The following is a 17,096-nucleotide window of genomic DNA, read 5'->3' on the forward strand; positions in this document are numbered from 1 at the left end:
GTCCTTCCGTGACGCTGCTCGCCGGGCGTGCTCGTCCGGCTGGAGTGCTGGTGCCCCGCGGGTTGCGGGTACGGCCGGACGTGAGCGCCCGGCTCGTGCTGGTGCCCCGCTGGTTGCGGGTACGGCCGGACGTGAGCGCCCGGCTCGTGCTGGTGCCCCGCGGGTGGCGGGACGGTGAGGGCCCCGCTCCCCAGACGGGGAGCGGGGCCCGGATCGGCCGGGGTCAGACCCGCGGCTTCTCCTTCATCTCGATCGTCTCGATCTCGTCGCCGATCTGGATGTCGTTGAACTTGCCGAGGCCGATGCCCGCCTCGAAGTCCGTGCGGACCTCGGACACGTCGTCCTTGAACCGGCGGAGCGACTCGATGGCCAGGCTGTCGCCCACCACCACGCCGTCGCGGATGACCCGCGCCTTGGCGTTCCTGGTGATGGTGCCCGAGCGGACGATGACACCCGCGATGTTGCCGAACTTGGAGGAACGGAACACCTCGCGGATCTCGGCGACGCCGGACTGGACCTCCTCGAACTCGGGCTTGAGCATGCCCGTGAGGCTCGACTCGATCTCCTCGAGCGCCGAGTAGATGACGCTGTAGAAGCGGATGTCGACGCCCTCGCGCGCCGCACGTGCACGGGCCTTCGGGTCGGGGCGGACGTTGAACCCGATGATGATCGCGTTGTCGATCGTCGCCAGGTTGACGTCGCTCTCGGTGACCGCTCCGACGCCGCGGTGGATGATCCGCAGCTGCACGGAGTCGTCCACCTCGATCTTCATGAGCGACTCCTCCAGCGCCTCGACGGCACCGGACACGTCGCCCTTGATGATGAGGTTGAGCGACTCGACCTTGCCCTCCTCCAGCGCACGCGTGAAGTCCTCGAGGCTGATGCGCTTGCGGGCCTTGGCCAGCTGGGCGTTGCGCTCGACGGCCTCGCGCTTCTCGGCGATCTGACGGGCGGTGCGGTCCTCCTCGGTGACGAGGAAGGTGTCGCCCGCGCCGGGGACCGACGAGAGGCCCTGGACCTGGACGGGCCGCGAGGGGTAGGCCTCGTGGACCGCGTCGCCGTTCTCGTCCATCATCGCCCGGACGCGGCCGTAAGCCGTGCCCGCGACGATGGCGTCGCCCACGCGGAGCGTGCCCGACTGGATGAGGACGGTCGCGACCGCACCGCGGCCCTTGTCGAGGCGGGCCTCGATGGCCACGCCGCGCGCGTCCTTGTTCGGGTTGCTGCGCAGGTCGAGCCCGGCGTCGGCGGTGAGCAGGACGGCCTCGAGGAGGTCCTCCACGCCCTTGCCGGTGAGCGCCGAGACGTCGACGAACATGACGTCTCCGCCGTACTCCTCGGCGACCAGGCCGTACTCGGTGAGCTGCTGGCGCACCTTGGCGGGGTTGGCCCCCTCCTTGTCGACCTTGTTGACCGCGACCACGATCGGCACGTTCGCCGCCTGGGCGTGGTTCAGGGCCTCCACCGTCTGCGGCATGATGCCGTCGTCGGCCGCGACCACGAGGATCGCGATGTCGGTGACCTGCGCACCACGGGCGCGCATGGCGGTGAACGCCTCGTGGCCCGGGGTGTCGATGAAGGTGATGGCGCGCTCGTAGCCCTCGTGCGGCGCCCAGACCTGGTACGCGCCGATGTGCTGCGTGATGCCGCCCGCTTCGCCCTCGATGACGTTGGCGTTGCGGATGGCGTCGAGCAGACGGGTCTTTCCGTGGTCGACGTGGCCCATGACGGTGACGACGGGGGGCCGGATCTCCAGCACGTCGTCGTCCTCGTCCTCGAGCTCCTGGTCGAGGTCGATGTCGAAGCCCTCGAGCAGCTCGCGGTCCTCGTCCTCCGGGGAGACGACCTGGATCTTGTAGCCGAGCTCGGTGCCGAGCACCTCGAAGGTGGCCTCGTCGAGCGACTCGGTCGCCGTGGCCATCTCACCGAGGTGGAACAGCACGGTCACCAGGTTGCCGGGGCTCGCGTCGATCTTGTCGGCGAAGTCCGAGATGGACGCGCCACGACGCAGGCGGACGATGGTGTTGCCGTCGCCGCGGGGGACGCTGACGCCACCCAGCGACGGGGCCTCGCGCAGCTCGAACTCGGCCCTCTTCGTCCGCTTCGACTTGCGCGACTTGCTCTTGCCGCCGCCGCGCCCGAAGGCACCGGCGGTGCCGCCGCCGGGGCCGCGACCACGTCCGCCGCCGCCGGGACGACCGGCGAAGCCGCCGGCCGGACGCTGGAAGCCGCCGGCCGCGGGGGCGCCGGGGCGTCCCGCTCCGCCGGGTGCGCCGCCGGGACGACCCGCGCCCGCGGGGCGCTGGCCGAAGCCGGCCGGGCGCGCGCCCTGGCCGACGCCGCCGGGGCGCGGGGCGCCGGGGCGGGGGGATCCGGGACGGGGAGCGGCCGGACGGGGGCCTGCGGCTCCCGCGGCGGGGCGCTGGCCCATGCCCTGGTTGCTCGCGAAGGGGTTGTTGCCCGGGCGGGGCTTGGTGCCCATGCCCTGGTTGCTCGCGAAGGGGTTGTTGCCGGGGCGCGGGGCCGCCGGACGCGGGATCCCGGGACGCGGGATGCCGTTCGAGGGTGCCGGCGCGCTGCCGGCGTCCGGGCGCGGGGCGCTCGGGGTCTCGGCGGCCGGGGCGTCGGGGGTGGCGGACGCGGCCGACTTCTCGGCCTGCGCCTTCTCCTCCGCGGCGGCCTTGCGGCTCGCCTCGGCCTGGGCCTGGCGCTCCGCTACGGTCAGCGGCTTCGCCGGGACCGGGACGTCGGACGCCTCGGTCGCCTCGACCTCGGGAGCGGCGGTGGGCTGCGGGCCGGGGGTGGGACGGCCGCCCGGCTTGGGAGCCGACGAACGGGCTCCGGGTCGCGGGGCGGACGAGGGGGCCGCGGCGGGTGCCGCTGCCTGTCCGGTGAGGCCGGCGGCCTCGAGGGCCGCCTTGAGCTTGCGGGCCACGGGGGGCTCGATGCTCGACGACGGTCCCTTGACGAACTCGCCCATCTCCTTGAGCTTGGCGAGTGCGGTCTTGCTGTCGACGCCGATCTCGGCGGCGATCTCGTGTACGCGTGGTTTTGCCACTGTTCTCCTGTCTGGGGGTCCTCTCCCAGGCAGGAGGGGACCGCTAGTGCTGGACGGATCTCATTTCGAGCCGCTCATTAGTTGTCCATGTGCCGTTCAGCCTGTTCTCTCGGATGCTCGCGCGCTCGGCTGGGCCGCGAGCCGCTCTCGTATTCCCCCAAGAGCTGCGGGGTCGAGCGCCGCGTCGCTCCGCAGGGCCCGCCCGAAGGCACGCCGCGCGATCGCTCTGTCGATGCACTCGATGGTCGGATGGATCCACGCGCCCCTGCCGACCATCACCGCGCGCTCGTCGACGACGAGGGAGCTGGTGGGGGGATCGGCGACGATCCGCAGTAGCGCGGACCTCGGGGCACGCCGACGACAGCCGACGCACGTTCTTACCGGATCCATACTACCCCCTCCGTCCGGCGGCGGGGAGGCCGGGTCGCGGCGGGCGGCGCTCAGTCGTCGCCCTCGAGGATCGAGTCGGGCTGGATGTCGATCTTCGCGCCCGTGAGCTTGGCGGCGAGGCGGGCGTTCTGGCCCTCCTTGCCGATGGCGAGCGACAGCTGGTAGTCCGGCACGAGCGCGCGGACGGCCTTGGTCGCCTGGTCGATGACGAACGAGCTCGTCACGCGGGCGGGCGACAGCGCGTTGCCGACGAACACGGGCAGCGACTCGGAGTAGTCGACGATGTCGATCTTCTCGTCGTTGAGCTCCGCCGTGACCGCGCGGACGCGCTGCCCCAGCTCGCCGATGCAGGCGCCCTTGGCGTTGATGCCGGGCTCGGTGGCGCGCACCGCCATCTTGGTGCGGTGGCCGGCCTCGCGGGCGAGCGACACGATCTCGACGAGCCCCTGCGCGATCTCCGGCACCTCGAGCGCGAACAGCTTCCGGACGAGGGACGGGTGGGTTCGCGAGACCGTGATCTGCGGGCCCTTGGCGCCGCGGGAGACGCTCGTGACGTAGACGCGCAGGCGCGAGCCGTGAACGTACTTCTCGCCGGGCACCTGCTCCTCGGGCGGCAGGATCGCCTCGATGGTGCCGAGGTCGACGTGGATCATGCGCGGGTTCGGGCCCTGCTGGACGACGCCCGCGACGATGTCGCCCTCGCGGCCCTTGAACTCGCCGAGGATGCGGTCGTCGCCGATGTCGCGCAGGCGCTGGTTGATGACCTGCTTGGCGGCGAACGCGGCGATGCGGCCGAAGTCGCTCGGGCTGTCCTCGGACTCGCCGATGACGAGGCCGTCCTCGTCGAGCTCGGGGACGTGCACGGAGACGTGGCCGGTCTTGCGGTCCAGGTGCACGCGGGCGGGGGGCACGCCGTCGGCGACGGGCTTGGCGTCCGCCTGGTCGGTGTGCTTGAGGTAGGCGGTGAGGATGGCCTGCTCGATGATCGAGACGAGCTCCTCGAACGGGATCTCGCGTTCGCGCTCCATCAGGCGCAAGACGCTCAGGTCGATGTCCACGGTGCGACTCCTCTATTCGGTTGGAAACACTCGAGGCTACCCGACCGGGAGGGGTCGGGCAGCCTCGGGTGGGGGCGCGGTGCGGATCAGCGGTCGGCGGTGAGCGCGCCCACGACGTCGGCGAGCGCGACGGGCGTGCGCTCGTTCGTGCGGCGGTCCCAGAGCTCGGCCATGCCGTCGACCGCGCCGCGGCCGACGATGACGATGGTCGGCACCCCGATGAGCTCGGCGTCGCCGAACTTCACGCCGGGCGACACCTTGGGGCGGTCGTCGAAGAGCACGTCGAGGCCCGCGGCGTCGAGCGCGTCGACGAGCTCCTCGGATGCGGAGGCGATCTCGTCACCCTTGCCGGTCATGACCACGTGCACGTCGAACGGGCTGATGGACGCGGGCCAGAGGAGGCCGCGGCCGTCCTGCGTGGCCTCGGCGACGAGTGCGAGGTTGCGCGTGATGCCGATGCCGTAGGAGCCCATCGTGACGGTGACGAGCTTGCCGTTCTCGTCGAGCACCTTGAGGCCGAGCGCCTCCGCGTACTTGCGGCCGAGCTCGAAGACGTGGCCGATCTCGGTGCCGCGGCCCGCGGTGATGGGGCCGGAGCCGTCGGGCGCGGGGTCGCCGTCGCGGACGTCCGCGGCCTCGACCACGCCGTCGGGCGTGAAGTCGCGGCCGGCGACGAGCGAGAGGACGTGCTTGCCGGCGACGTTGGCGCCCGTGATCCACGAGCTGCCGTCGACGACGCGGGGGTCGACCACGTAGCGCACCCTCGTGCTCGACGTGGACCCGAGCACGGGGCCCTCGGGCGACCACGGGCCGATGTAGCCCTTCACGAGGCCGGGCTGCTTGGCCAGGTCGCCCTCGGTGGCGGGCTCGACCTCTGCGGGGAAGAAGGCCACCTCGGCGCGCTTGAGGTCGATGTCGCGGTCGCCGGGGATCCCCACGACGACGAGCTCGCGCGTGCCGTCGAGGTGGGTGAGCGCGAGCACGATGTTCTTCAGGGTGTCGGCGGCGGTCCATGCGCGGCCGTCCTCGCGGGGCTCGCGGGCGTTCGCGAGGTCGACGAGGGTGGCGATGGTGGGGGTGTCCGGCGAGTCGAAGACGCGCGCGGCGGACTGGCCCTCGATGGGGATCGACTCGGGCACGAGCGTGGTGAACGCCTCGACGTTGGCCGCGTAGCCGCCGGGGCTGCGCACGAAGGTGTCCTCGCCGATGGGCGTGGGGTGCAGGAACTCCTCGCTCTTGGACCCGCCCATGGCGCCGGCGTCCGCGGCGACGATGACGTACTCGAGGCCGAGGCGCTGGAAGATCCGCTCGTAGGCGTCGCGCTGGGCCTGGTAGCTGACGGCGAGGCCGGCGTCGGTGTGGTCGAAGGAGTAGGCGTCCTTCATCGTGAACTCGCGGCCGCGGAGGATGCCGGCGCGGGGACGGGCCTCGTCGCGGTACTTGTCCTGGATCTGGTAGATCGACAGGGGCAGGTCCTTGTACGAGGAGTAGAGGTCCTTCACGAGCAGCGCGAAGAACTCCTCGTGCGTGGGCGCGAGCACCATGGGCGCGCGCTTGCGGTCCTCGAGGCGGAACATCCCGGGGCCGTACTCGTCGTAGCGGCCCGTGGCCTGGTACGGCTCGGCGGGCAGCAGCGCGGGGAAGTGCACCTCCTGGGCGCCGATGCGCTCCATCTCCTCGCGGACGATGGCCTCCACCTTGTTCTTGACCCGGAGGCCGAGCGGCAGCCAGGCGAAGATGCCGGGGGCCTGGCGGCGGATGTAGCCCGCGCGCACGAGGAGGCGGTGGCTGGCGACCTCGGCGTCGACGGGGTCTTCCCTGAGGGTGCGGACGAAGAGCTTGGAGAGGCGTGTGGACACCGGATCAGCCTAGCGATCCGCCCGGCCCCGCTCAGCGCGCGGCGACGTACGAGAGGCGGAGGCGCTCGAAGCCCTCGTCGAGGGAGACCGCGGGGGTCCAGCCGAGCGCCCGGCGGGTCTCGCGCTGGTCGAACCAGTGCGCGGTGGAGAGCTGCTCGGCGAGGAAGCGGGTCATGGGCGGCTCGTCGGATCCGGGGCGCACGGCCCACACGCGCTCGACCGCTCCCCCGGCGGCGCGGGCGAGGGCGGCGGGGACGCGGATCCGGGGTGCAGGCACCCCGGCCGCGCGGCACATGCCCGCGAGCAGCTCGGCGACGGGACGCGGCTCGCCGTTGGTGACGACGTAGGCATGGCCGTGCGCGGTGTCGGCGGCGGCGAGCGCGGCGACGATCGCGTCGGCCGCGTTGTCGCGGTAGACGGTGTCGATGAGGGCGGCGCCGTGGCCGAGGAGCGGGAGGCGTCCGCGGGCGGCCCGGTCGACGATGCGGGCGACGAGCTGCGTGTCGCCCGGGCCCCAGACGAGGTGCGGGCGGACGGCGAGGACACGCATCGCGGGGTCGTCGGCGGCCAGGGCGATCAGCTCGCCCTCGGCCTTGGTGCGGGCGTAGTCGCCGCGGGCGCGGACGGGATCCGCGGGGCCTGCGCCGTCGCCCGTGATGGAGAGGCCCGTGTGCGCGACCGAGGGCGAGGAGACGTGGACGAACCGCGTGACGCCCGCCGCGCGCGCCGCTCGGAGGAGCCCGCGCGTGCCCTCGACGTTGACGGCTCGGAAGTCGTCCGGGTCGCCCGCGAGCGAGACCTTGGCGGCCAGGTGCACCACGGCGTCGACGCCGTCGACCGCGCGGTCGACGGAGGCCTGGTCGGTGACGCTGCCGCGGAGGTCGACGACGGATCCCGGCACCGGCTCCGTGCCGCTCGCCGCGAGGCCCGACGGCTGTCGCTGGAATGCGCGGACGGCGTGGCCCGCGGCGGCGAGGCGCTCGGCGACGGCGCGGCCGAGCATCCCGCTGGCGCCGGTGACGAGCACGATCACGGGGCGCTCACCCGGCCGCCCGTGAGGATCCCGGCTGCCCAGCGACCGAGGCGCGCGCGGTCGACCTTGGAGTTGTGGCGCACGTCGGTCGGCAGGACGGGGACGACGATGACGGCCGCGACGGGTCCGCCGACCGCGGCGCGCACGGCTGCCGCGAGGTCCGGGTCCGCGAGCCCGACCCGGCGCGCGGCCGGCACGGTCTCGACGACGAGCACGAGCTGCTGCACACCCGCCGGCCCGACGCCCACGGCGGCCGCGCGGCCGAGGCCCGGAGCGGACTCGGCGCGCTGCTCGGGGCCGACGGGCGTGAGCACGCCGTCGGCCGTCGTGATCACGTGCGGCAGGCGGCCCTCGATCCAGAGCGCACCCGTGGCGTCGAGGTGGCCGACGTCGCCCGTGCGGTGGCGGCGGATCCCGTCGGCGGAGTCGCGGCGAGCCGCGCGGTCGGTGACGTGCAGGAGGTCGTACCGGTCGTGCACGTGCGGGGCGGCGGCGACGATCTCGCCCGTGATGCCGGGCTCGACCGTGAGCGCGCCCGTCGCGGCGCCGTCGGCGTCGAGCGGGCTGATGCGGATCGCGACGGGGTCGACGGGCGCGCCGACGCAGACGCCGGCGTCACCGCGGAGGGCGGCGGCGCGGATCCCCTCGAGGGTGACGTCGGTGAGCAGCAGCCCCTCCGTCATTCCGTAGGGCGTGTGCACCTCGGCGTCCGGCACGAGCGCGGCGGCGCGCGCGAGCAGGGCCTCCGAGAGCGGGGCGCCGGCGGAGAGCAGCGAGCGGACGCGGCCGAGGGCCTCCCGATCGGCGTCCGAGAGGGCGTCCGCGGTGGCGACCACGTTGGCGAGCGCGGCGGGCGACGCGAAGACGACCGTGGCGTCCGCGGCGCGGGCCGCGGCGGCGAGGGCGGACGCGGTGAGGTCGCGCGGGCGGGTCACGTCCATGTCGGGCGTGACGCTCGTGGCACCGAGCGCGGGACCGAGCAGGGCGAACGGCGCGAACCCGGCGACGAGGCCGGTGCCGACGCCCACGTCGAAGCGGGACCCGAGGGTGTCGCGGAGCGCGGCCAGCTGGCGGTTCGTGTAGACGACGCCCTTTGCGGGACCGGTGGATCCCGAGGTGAAGAGGATCGCTGCGTCGTCGTCGGCCGCGGGCTCGGGCGGCAGGACCTGCGCGCGGCCGTCGCGGGCGATCTCCGGCAGGCTCGCGGCGACGCCGAGCGCGCGCGCGACGGGCGGGGCGAGCGTGGTGACGGAGATGCGCTCCCCCGGCCAGCCGAGGGCGCGCGCGAGGGCGAGGCCGGCGGGGATGCCGACGACCATGTCGGGGCGGGATCCCGCGACCGCGCGCCCGAGGCCCTTCACGCCGAGGCCCGCGTCGGCGACCACGACGACCGCGCCGATGCGCAGGCACGCGTAGAGGAGGGCCGTGAGGTCGGCGCCGGGCGGGACGAGCAGCGAGACGCGGTCGCCGGCGCGGAGGCCGCGCGCGTGCAGGCCCGCGGCGATCTCGCGGACGCGGCGCGAGAGCAGCCGCCAGGAGACGGTGCGCGGACCGCCGCCGCCGCGCGGGGCCATCTCCACGAGGACGGGGTCGTCGCTGTCGCGCAGCTCCTCGAGGAGGGCGCCGAGCAGGCGGACGGGCGGGGAGGCGACCGGGGCCGCCGGAGCGGGGGCGGGGGCTGATCCCGGCGCGACCCGATCCGCGAGCCAGTCGAGCGCGGCCGACGCGTAGTCGTGGTCCTCCGCGACGAGGTGCCCGGCGCCCTCCACCCGGTGCACGTCGGCGTGCGGCAGGCGCTCGAGGAGGTCGGAGAGGTAGACGTCGCTGAAGATCGGGTCGCGCGGACCCCAGACGAACAGGGCCGGCAGGTCGAGGTCGCGGAGCCCCTCCGCGATCGAGGTGAGCGTCGCGTGGCTCGGGTGCGCGGGGCCGACGGGGATGTCGGCGACGAAGCCGCGGATGCCGGCGCGGCGGTCGGCGCCCCGGTACGGCGCGGCGAACGCGCGGCGCACGGCCGGGTCGAGCGGCGGGTGCGCGAGCGCGAGCGTGGTGGCGAGGAAGCCGGGCGTGCCGCGCGTGGCGGCGTCGTGGATCCCGGTGGCGAGCGCCAGGCGCAGCGGCCATGGGATGGGCACGCCCTCCTCCTGGTGCACGGCCGTGTTGAGGGCCATGACCCCGGCGAGCACGTCCCGGTTGCGGAGCGCCCAGCCGAGGCTGACCACGCCGCCCCAGTCGTGGCCGAGCGTGACCACGGGCGCCGTCGCGCCCGATCCCGTGAGCCCCAGCTCGTCGGTGAGCGCCTGCAGGTCGTCGAGCCGCATCGGCAGCGTGCGCGTCACGCCCGTGCGCTCGGAGAAGCCCATGTCGAGCTGGTCGACGGCGACCACGCGCCAGGCCGGCCGGGACGGATCCCGCTCGGCGCGCGCGAGCGACTCCGCCGCGATGCGCCGCCAGAGGTACGACCAGGTCGGGTTGCCGTGAACGCACAGGATCGTGCCCGCGACGGGCGCGCCCGTGTCCGCGAGCCGCTCCCCCGTGTCGAGCAGGTGCCAGCCGTTGCCGCCGGCGCGCACGACGCGCGACCAGGCGGGATCGAGGCCGGGCAGCGGCTGCCCGTCGGGGCCCGCCACGGGGACGGTCGCCGGGGCGACCGCGGCCGATGCGCTCACGCCGCGGCTACCAGAGGATCTCGGTCATGGCCGTGTTGAGGCCGGAGCCCACGCCCATGCAGAGCACGCGGTCGCCGCGGCTGAGGCTGTCGGCCTGGTCGGCGAGCGTGATGGGGATGCTCGCGGGACCGACGTTGCCGTAGCGCGGGTAGGTCAGCGGCACGCGCGACTTGTCGAGCTTGGCGGCCTTGACGATGGCGTTGGTGTGCACGTCGGAGACCTGGTGGAGGATGTAGCGGTCCATGTCGGACCAGTCCCAGTCGTCCTGCGCGGCCTCCTTCCACGCGTCGACGACGAGCTCCATGCCGCCGCGGAGGAGCTCCTTCGTGTCGGTGAACATGCCGTCGACGTCGCCGATGCAGAGCTCGTGGTGCTGGGTGGCCGCGCGCGTGACGCCGCCGAGGATCCTGTGCCCCTCGGGGTGGTCGCTCGTGCGCCCGAGGACGGCCGCCGCCGCGCCCGCGCCGAGGGTGAGGCTGGGGAACTCGCTGAGGAAGTCGGCGCGCGTGGTCTCCGGGCGGAGCAGGCGCGCGACCGTGTTGTGGCGGATCTCGCCGGCGTCCTCGCCGTCGACGATCATCGCGTAGTCGATCTGGCCCGAGTCGATGAGGTGGCCGGCGAGCGTCATCGCGTTGACGAAGCCGAGGCACGCGTTGGCGATGTCGAAGTTGAGGGCGGACGACGGCAGCCCGAGCCCGTTGTGGATGCTGACCGCGACGCTCGGCTCGAGGTGCGCGCGCGTGACGGACGTGTTGATGAGCAGCCCGATCTGCGACGCCTCGACGCCGGCCTGGGCGAGCGCCTTGCGCCCGGCCTCGGTCGCGGCCGCGTCGAACGACATGGACGCGTCCCAGTTGCGCCGCTCCAGCACGCCCGCGACGCGCTGCAGCAGACCGGTGGGGAGGCGGAGCCGGGACAGCACGGGCTTCAGGCGGTCGTCGATCTCCACGGAGGTCACGGTGTGCGGGGCGAGGACGCTGGCGAGCCCCAGCAGGGAGGTGTTCCGATGCCGGAAAGTGGCGTTACCGTTCAACAGCATCCTCAGTTCGTGGGGCGGTCCGCCGGGCGGACGACTAGCAGAGCCTACGCGCAGCCGGCGCGCGCGGACGCACGCCGCCCGCGCGGGCGGGTGGGGAGAGAAGGGGACTAGACCAGGATCTCGGGGCTGCCGATGGATCCGGCGGGCATCTCCGCGGCGAGGCGGTTGGCCTCCTCGATGAGGGTCTGGACGATCTCGGCCTCGGGCACGGTCTTGATGACCTCGCCCTTGACGAAGATCTGCCCGCGGCCGTTGCCGGACGCGACGCCGAGCTCGGCCTCGCGGGCCTCGCCGGGCCCGTTCACGACGCAGCCCATGACGGCCACGCGCAGCGGCACGTTGACGTGCTTGAGGCCCTCGGTGACCTGCTCGGCGAGCGAGTAGACGTCGACCTGGGCGCGGCCGCAGCTCGGGCAGGAGACGATCTCGAGCTTGCGCTCGCGGAGGTTGAGCGACTGCAGGATCTGCAGGCCCACCTTCACCTCCTCGGCCGGCGGCGCGGAGAGGGAGACGCGGATGGTGTCGCCGATGCCCTCGGAGAGCAGGATCCCGAACGCCGTGGCGCTCTTGATGGTGCCCTGGAAGGCGGGGCCGGCCTCGGTGACGCCGAGGTGCAGCGGCCAGTCGCCGCGCTCGGCGAGCAGGCGGTAGGCCTTCACCATGATGACCGGGTCGTTGTGCTTGACCGAGATCTTGAAGTCGTGGAAGTCGTGCTCCTCGAAGAGGCTGGCCTCCCAGACGGCGGACTCGACGAGCGCCTCGGGCGTGGCCTTGCCGTACTTCTGCAGCAGGCTCGGGTGCAGGGATCCGGCGTTGACGCCGATGCGGATGGAGACGCCCGCGGCCTTGGCGGCCTTCGCGATGGCGCCGACCTGGTCGTCGAACTTGCGGATGTTGCCCGGGTTCACGCGCACCGCGCCGACGCCGGCGTCGATGGCGGTGAAGACGTAGCGGGGCTGGAAGTGGATGTCGGCGATGATCGGGATCTGGCTCTTCTTCGCCAGGATGTGCAGCACGTCCGCGTCGTCCTGGTGCGGCACCGCCACGCGCACGATGTCGCAGCCCGTGGCCGTGAGCTCGGCGATCTGCTGGAGCGTCGCGTTGATGTTGGTCGTCTGCGTGGTCGTCATCGACTGGACGCTGACCTGGGCGTTCCCGCCCACCTTCACCTTGCCGACGCTGATCTGACGGGTCTTGCGGCGGGGCGCGAGGACCTCAGGGACCTTCGGCATTCCGAGATTGACTGCTGGCACGGGAAGAGCCTACGTCCGATTCCTGCGCGCCCGGTGCGTCGGGGGCGCGGGCGGCGTCGAGCGCAGGGCGGCGTCGGCTGCGCGGCGACGTCAGGTCAGCCGGACGGGGTTCACCAGGTCGGCGAAGATCAGCAGCGCGCTCATGGCGCCGAAGAGGATCACGACCACGAACGTCACCGGCATGAGCTTCGCGACGTCCACCGGCCCGGGGTCGCGTCGACCGAACGCCTTCGCGAGGAACCGGCGCACGCCCTCCACGATCGCGCCGAGCACGTGCCCGCCGTCGAGCGGCAGGAGCGGCAGCAGGTTGATCATGCCGAGCGCGACGTTGAGCGACGCGACGAGGCCGATCATCGCGGAGGCGCGCGAGGCGACCGGCGTCTCGTCGAGGCTCGCGATCTCGCCCGCCACGCGGCCGACGCCGACGACGCTCATCGGGCCGTTCGGGTCCCGCTCGCCGCCGCCGAACGCGGCGCGGCCGACGTCGACCAGGCGCTGCGGGAGGTTGAGGATCAGGTTGCCGACCGCGGCCATGTTCTCGCCCGTGGTGGTGAACGCGGCGGAGAGCGGCTGCTGCTGCACCGCCTGCGTGGGGCTGAAGCCGATGAGGCCCACCTCGCGCGTCACCGGGTTCCCCTGCTCGTCGACCTCGGGGGCGCCGCGGGATCCGGGGACGGCCTGCTGCGTGAGCACGGGCGTGATGGCGAGCGTCTGCCGCGCGCCGCCGCGCTCCACGACGACGTCGAGCTCCTTCCCGGCGGATGCCTGGACCGTGCTCGTGACCTGGTCCCACGCGGTGACCGGCGAGCCGTCGATGCTGACGATCGTGTCGCCGGGCTTGAGGCCGGCCGCGGCTCCCGGGGCCTCCGGGGCGCCGTCGGGGCACGTGGCGGCGTCGGCCGACGCGGTGGATCCGGCGGGCACGATGCACGCGTTCACCTGGCCGACCGTGGTGGTGGGCGTCGTGACGCCGAAGCCGCAGAGCACGACGGCGAACAGGAGGATCGCCAGCAGGAAGTTCATCGCCGGGCCGCCGAGCATGATCACCATGCGCTTCGGGACGGACAGCTTGTAGAAGGCGCGGTCCTCCTCGTCGCCGACGCTCTCGGCGCTGGCCTGGCGGGCGTCCTGCACGAGGAGGTCGAAGAAGCCGCGGCCGGCGCGGTCGTCGGCGTCCGGGGCGGTCGGCGATCCGGCGTCGGCGCGGCGGGTGTCGGGCCCGACGAGCTGCGCGATCCCCGTGCTGCTCGTGCCGGCGCGCGAGCTCTGCGGCGGGAACATGCCGATCATCGAGATGTAGCCGCCGAGCGGGATGGCCTTCACGCCGTACTCGGTCTCGCCCTTGCGGCGGCTGAAGATCGTCGGCCCGAAGCCGATCATGTACTGCGTGACGCGCACGCCGAAGAGCTTGGCGGGCACCAGGTGACCGACCTCGTGGAGGCCGATGGACACGGCGACGCCGACCACGATGATGAGCACCCCGAGGATGTAGAGGAAGACGCCGTCCATGGTGGGAGAGGCTACCTCCCGCACCCTGGGCGGACGCCGCCGTGGCACGGATCCGCAGGCTGGCCGCCGACCGCCGGGCGGGTGCCGCCCAGGAGCCCCGGGCTAGTCTGGGAGCCCGTGACGAGAGGTGCGCCCATGCCCGGAGAACGGCCCGACCCACTCGCCGGCACGCTGCTGGCCGGTCGCTACCGCATCAGCGGGCTGCTCGGACGCGGCGGCATGGCCACCGTGTACCGCGCCGCCGACGAGACGCTCGGCCGCGAGGTGGCCGTCAAGGTCTTCGCGACCGACTCCGCCGACCCCGGCGAGGTCGAGCGCCAGGAGGGCGAGGTGCGCATGCTCGCGGGCCTCAGCCACCCCGGCCTCGTGACGCTCTTCGACGTGGGCGACGACGTCGTCGCCGACCGCGTGCTCGCCTTCATCGTGATGGAGATCGTCGACGGCTCGACGCTCGCCGACCGCATGAAGGAGGGGCCGCTGCCCGGGCCCGAGGTGGCGCGCATCGGCGGGATCCTCAGCGACGCGCTCGGCTACATCCACCGTCGCGGCGTCGTGCACCGCGACGTGAAGCCCGCCAACGTGCTGCTGGCGCGGCCCGAGGACGACGACGAGCCGGCGGTCGCCAAGCTCACCGACTTCGGCATCGCCCGGCTCGTGGACGGCACGCGCCTCACGTCGACCGGATCCATCATCGGCACCGTCAGCTACCTCAGCCCCGAGCAGGCGCTCGGCGAGGAGGTCGGCGCGCCCACCGACGTGTACGCGCTCGGCCTCGTGCTCCTCGAGTGCCTCACCGGCCGTCGCACCTTCCCGGGCACGGCCGCGGAGTCGACCATGGCGCGCGTGGTGCGCGACCCGGAGATCCCGGCCCGGCTCGGCGCATCGTGGGTGGACCTCCTCTCCCGCATGACCCGCCGCGATCCCGCGACCCGGCCGACCGCGCGCGAGGTCGCCGCGGAGCTCCGGACCGGACGCGCGCCGGAGTCCGCGGTGGACGCGCCGACCGCCACCTCGACGCGGGTGATGCCCGCTGCGGCCGCTGCCGGGCTCGGCGCGGCCGGGGCGGGTGCTGCTGCTGCTGCGCCGTTCGCGGATCCGGACGCCCGGACCGAGCGGTTCGCCGCCGCGCCGACGACTCCTCCCGCGCGCGGCGCGGACCCCACCGCCAGGACCTCCCCGGCCGCCGACGCGGATCGTGCCCCGGCGAAGCGCCGCGGCAACCGGGCGCTCAGCATCGGCGTCGTGTCCGTGCTGATCGCCGCGGCCGCCGTCGTGGGCGTCGTGACCGTCAACGCCATGCAGACCCACGACACCTCGTACCCGTCCGTCCCCGGACCCCTCGGCGCAAGCCTCGAGGAGCTGCAGAAGAGCGTGGAGGACGCCCCGTGATCCGCACATCGATCCGCCCGACCGACGGCACCCGGCGGCGCTCGCTCCGCGGTCGTGCCGCCGTGGGCCTCGCGACCGCGACCACGGCCGTGCTCCTCCTCGCCGGCTGCGCGGGATCGTCGACGCCGGAGGACCGCGCGCTCGACGACCTGCAGCAGCGGACGCTCTCGGTGACCCAGTCGTCCGCGGACGGCGACTACGCCAAGGCCCTCGCCCAGCTCGAGGAGCTGCGCACGGCGGTCGAGGCCGACCTCGCCGAGGGATCCATCGACCAGGCGCGACGCGACGAGGTCATCGCGCGCATCGACGCGGTGCGCGCGCAGCTCGAGGCCGCCCGCGACGCCGCGGAGACGACCCCGACGCCGTCGCCGTCGCCGTCCGCGAGCCCGTCGCCGTCGCCGTCCCCCTCGCGCACGGCGTCGCCCTCGCCCTCGCCGAGCCCGAGCCCCACCCGCACGGCGACGCCCTCTCCCCCGGCCACCCCGAGCCCGGCCCCCGGCGGCGGGAACGGGAACGGCGACGGCGGACCCGGCAACGGGAACGGCGGTGGGAACGGCGTCGGCGGAGCCGGCGACCCCGGGAACGGGAACGGGAACGGGAACGGGAACGGGAACGGGAACGGGAACGGCTGACCTGGCCGTTCGCATCGCCATCAGGCCGGCTCTGCGCCGTGTCGGTGATCGCGGCGACCGACGTGCTTCCGACGGTCGGCGCGGTCGCCGCTCTGGGCGGCGGTCAGCCCGCGCGGGTCAGACCCCGAGCACGCGGTCGGCCTCGGCGCGCGCCCAGCGCTCGGCCTCGGCAAGCGACTCGCGCGTGAGGGGCCCGGACGCCGGCTCGTGGGCGTCGACGACCCGGCGGATGGTGTCCACGATGTCGAGGAACCCCGCGCGCTCCGAGTGGAACGCCTGCACGGCCTGCTCGTTCGCCGCGTTGTAGACGGCCGGGTAGGTGGATCCCGCCGCACCGACCTGCTTGGCGAGCAGCACGGCCGGGAAGGCCTCGTCGTCGAGCGGCTCGAATGTCCACGTCGCCGCGCGGGTCCAGTCGATGGGCACGCCGACGTCGTGCATGCGGTGCGGCCAGTTCAACCCGAGCGTGATCGGGAGGCGCATGTCCGGCGGGGACGCCTGCGCGAGCGTCGACCCGTCGATGAACTCGACCATGGAGTGGATCATCGACTGCGGGTGCACGACCACGTCGATCCGCTCGTAGGGCACGTCGAACAGGAGGTGCGCCTCGATGACCTCGAGGCCCTTGTTCACGAGCGTCGACGAGTTCGTGGTGATGACGAGGCCCATGTCCCATGTGGGATGGGCGAGCGCCTCGCGCGGGGTCACGTGCTCCAGCTCGGCGCGCGTGCGGCCGCGGAACGGGCCGCCGGACGCCGTGACGACGAGCCGCCTGACCTCCTCCGCCGTGCCGCCGCGGAGCGCCTGGGCGATGGCGGAGTGCTCCGAGTCGACGGGGACGAGCTGACCCGGCGCGGCGAGCGAGCGCACCAGCTCGCCGCCGACGATGAGGGACTCCTTGTTGGCGAGGGCGAGGGTGCGGCCCTCCTCCAGCGCGGCGAGGGTGGGGCCGAGCCCCACGGATCCGGTGATGCCGTTCAGCACCACGTCCGCGTCGACCGAGCGGATGAGCTGCTCCGCCTCGTCCGCGCCGAGGGCCGTGTGCTCGACGCCCGCGACGCGCGCCTGCTCGGCGAGCGCCTCGCGCTTGCTGCCGGCGCCGAGCCCCACGACCTCGAACAGCTCCGGGTGCCGGGCGACGACCTCGAGGGCCTGCACGCCGATGGAACCCGTGGATCCGAGGATGATGACCCGGCGCACGGCTCCC

The 17,096-nt window shown here is 73.8% G+C and carries 12 protein-coding genes; 2 read left to right on the top strand and 10 right to left on the bottom strand.

The annotated features are described in order from the left end of the window. Positions 1-223: 223 nt before the first annotated feature. The 9 genes from infB to K0V08_RS06640 form a co-directional block, all read right to left on the bottom strand. Positions 224-3,058: a translation initiation factor IF-2 gene (infB, locus tag K0V08_RS06600; protein ID WP_079534498.1), complete on the bottom strand. Its 2,835-nt coding sequence runs from the start codon at positions 3,056-3,058 to the stop codon at positions 224-226. A gap of 96 nt (positions 3,059-3,154) precedes the next feature. Beyond that, positions 3,155-3,448, bottom strand: a complete 294-nt coding sequence (locus K0V08_RS06605) for a YlxR family protein (protein ID WP_079534496.1) — start codon at positions 3,446-3,448, stop codon at positions 3,155-3,157. Between the two features lie 50 nt (positions 3,449-3,498). Next, positions 3,499-4,506 carry a transcription termination factor NusA gene (gene nusA / locus K0V08_RS06610; RefSeq protein ID WP_079534494.1) on the bottom strand — a complete coding sequence of 336 codons (1,008 nt, stop codon included), beginning with the start codon at positions 4,504-4,506 and terminating at the stop codon, positions 3,499-3,501. Between the two features lie 86 nt (positions 4,507-4,592). Further along, a complete protein-coding gene (locus K0V08_RS06615) occupies positions 4,593-6,365 on the bottom strand; it encodes a proline--tRNA ligase (protein WP_079534492.1) in 1,773 nt (590 codons plus the stop codon). Between the two features lie 31 nt (positions 6,366-6,396). Further along, the gene (locus tag K0V08_RS06620; RefSeq protein WP_079534490.1) at positions 6,397-7,398 is read right to left on the bottom strand and encodes an NAD-dependent epimerase/dehydratase family protein; all 1,002 of its coding nucleotides are present in this window, start codon (positions 7,396-7,398) and stop codon (positions 6,397-6,399) included. Continuing rightward, the gene (locus K0V08_RS06625) at positions 7,395-10,067 is read right to left on the bottom strand and encodes an alpha/beta fold hydrolase (RefSeq protein WP_079534488.1); all 2,673 of its coding nucleotides are present in this window, start codon (positions 10,065-10,067) and stop codon (positions 7,395-7,397) included. The genes K0V08_RS06620 and K0V08_RS06625 overlap by 4 nt, the downstream gene beginning before the upstream one ends. 7 nt (positions 10,068-10,074) lie before the next feature. Then, the gene (locus K0V08_RS06630) at positions 10,075-11,106 is read right to left on the bottom strand and encodes a 3-oxoacyl-ACP synthase III (RefSeq protein ID WP_012038845.1); all 1,032 of its coding nucleotides are present in this window, start codon (positions 11,104-11,106) and stop codon (positions 10,075-10,077) included. 107 nt (positions 11,107-11,213) lie between these two features. After that, a complete protein-coding gene (gene ispG / locus K0V08_RS06635; RefSeq protein WP_012038846.1) occupies positions 11,214-12,359 on the bottom strand; it encodes a flavodoxin-dependent (E)-4-hydroxy-3-methylbut-2-enyl-diphosphate synthase in 1,146 nt (381 codons plus the stop codon). Between the two features lie 90 nt (positions 12,360-12,449). Next, complete coding sequence (locus K0V08_RS06640; protein ID WP_172405425.1) at positions 12,450-13,868, bottom strand: M50 family metallopeptidase; 1,419 nt, start codon at positions 13,866-13,868, stop codon at positions 12,450-12,452. 135 nt (positions 13,869-14,003) lie between these two features. Between K0V08_RS06640 and K0V08_RS06645 the strand changes: the two genes are divergently transcribed. Next, positions 14,004-15,257: a serine/threonine-protein kinase gene (locus tag K0V08_RS06645; protein WP_079534484.1), complete on the top strand. Its 1,254-nt coding sequence runs from the start codon at positions 14,004-14,006 to the stop codon at positions 15,255-15,257. After that, positions 15,254-15,889, top strand: a complete 636-nt coding sequence (locus K0V08_RS06650; protein WP_094182703.1) for a hypothetical protein — start codon at positions 15,254-15,256, stop codon at positions 15,887-15,889. The genes K0V08_RS06645 and K0V08_RS06650 overlap by 4 nt, the downstream gene beginning before the upstream one ends. Positions 15,890-16,006: 117 nt before the next feature. On the opposite strand, the gene K0V08_RS06655 is transcribed toward K0V08_RS06650, so the two are convergent. Then, positions 16,007-17,089, bottom strand: coding sequence for a 1-deoxy-D-xylulose-5-phosphate reductoisomerase (locus tag K0V08_RS06655; protein WP_079534480.1), 1,083 nt, complete (start codon positions 17,087-17,089; stop codon positions 16,007-16,009). Between the last annotated feature and the right edge of the window lie 7 nt (positions 17,090-17,096).

Origin of the sequence: Clavibacter michiganensis (assembly GCF_021216655.1) — a bacterium.
Classification (GTDB): Bacteria; Actinomycetota; Actinomycetes; order Actinomycetales; family Microbacteriaceae; genus Clavibacter; species Clavibacter michiganensis.

Bases quoted from the DNA above. Each gene is read 5' to 3' on its own strand.
- K0V08_RS06605 (WP_079534496.1), bottom strand. From the start codon at position 3,448: ATGGATCCGGTAAGAACGTGCGTCGGCTGTCGTCGGCGTGCCCCGAGG.
- K0V08_RS06630 (WP_012038845.1), bottom strand. From the start codon at position 11,106: ATGCTGTTGAACGGTAACGCCACTTTCCGGCATCGGAACACCTCCCTG.
- K0V08_RS06640 (WP_172405425.1), bottom strand. From the start codon at position 13,868: ATGGACGGCGTCTTCCTCTACATCCTCGGGGTGCTCATCATCGTGGTC.
- K0V08_RS06645 (WP_079534484.1), top strand. From the start codon at position 14,004: ATGCCCGGAGAACGGCCCGACCCACTCGCCGGCACGCTGCTGGCCGGT.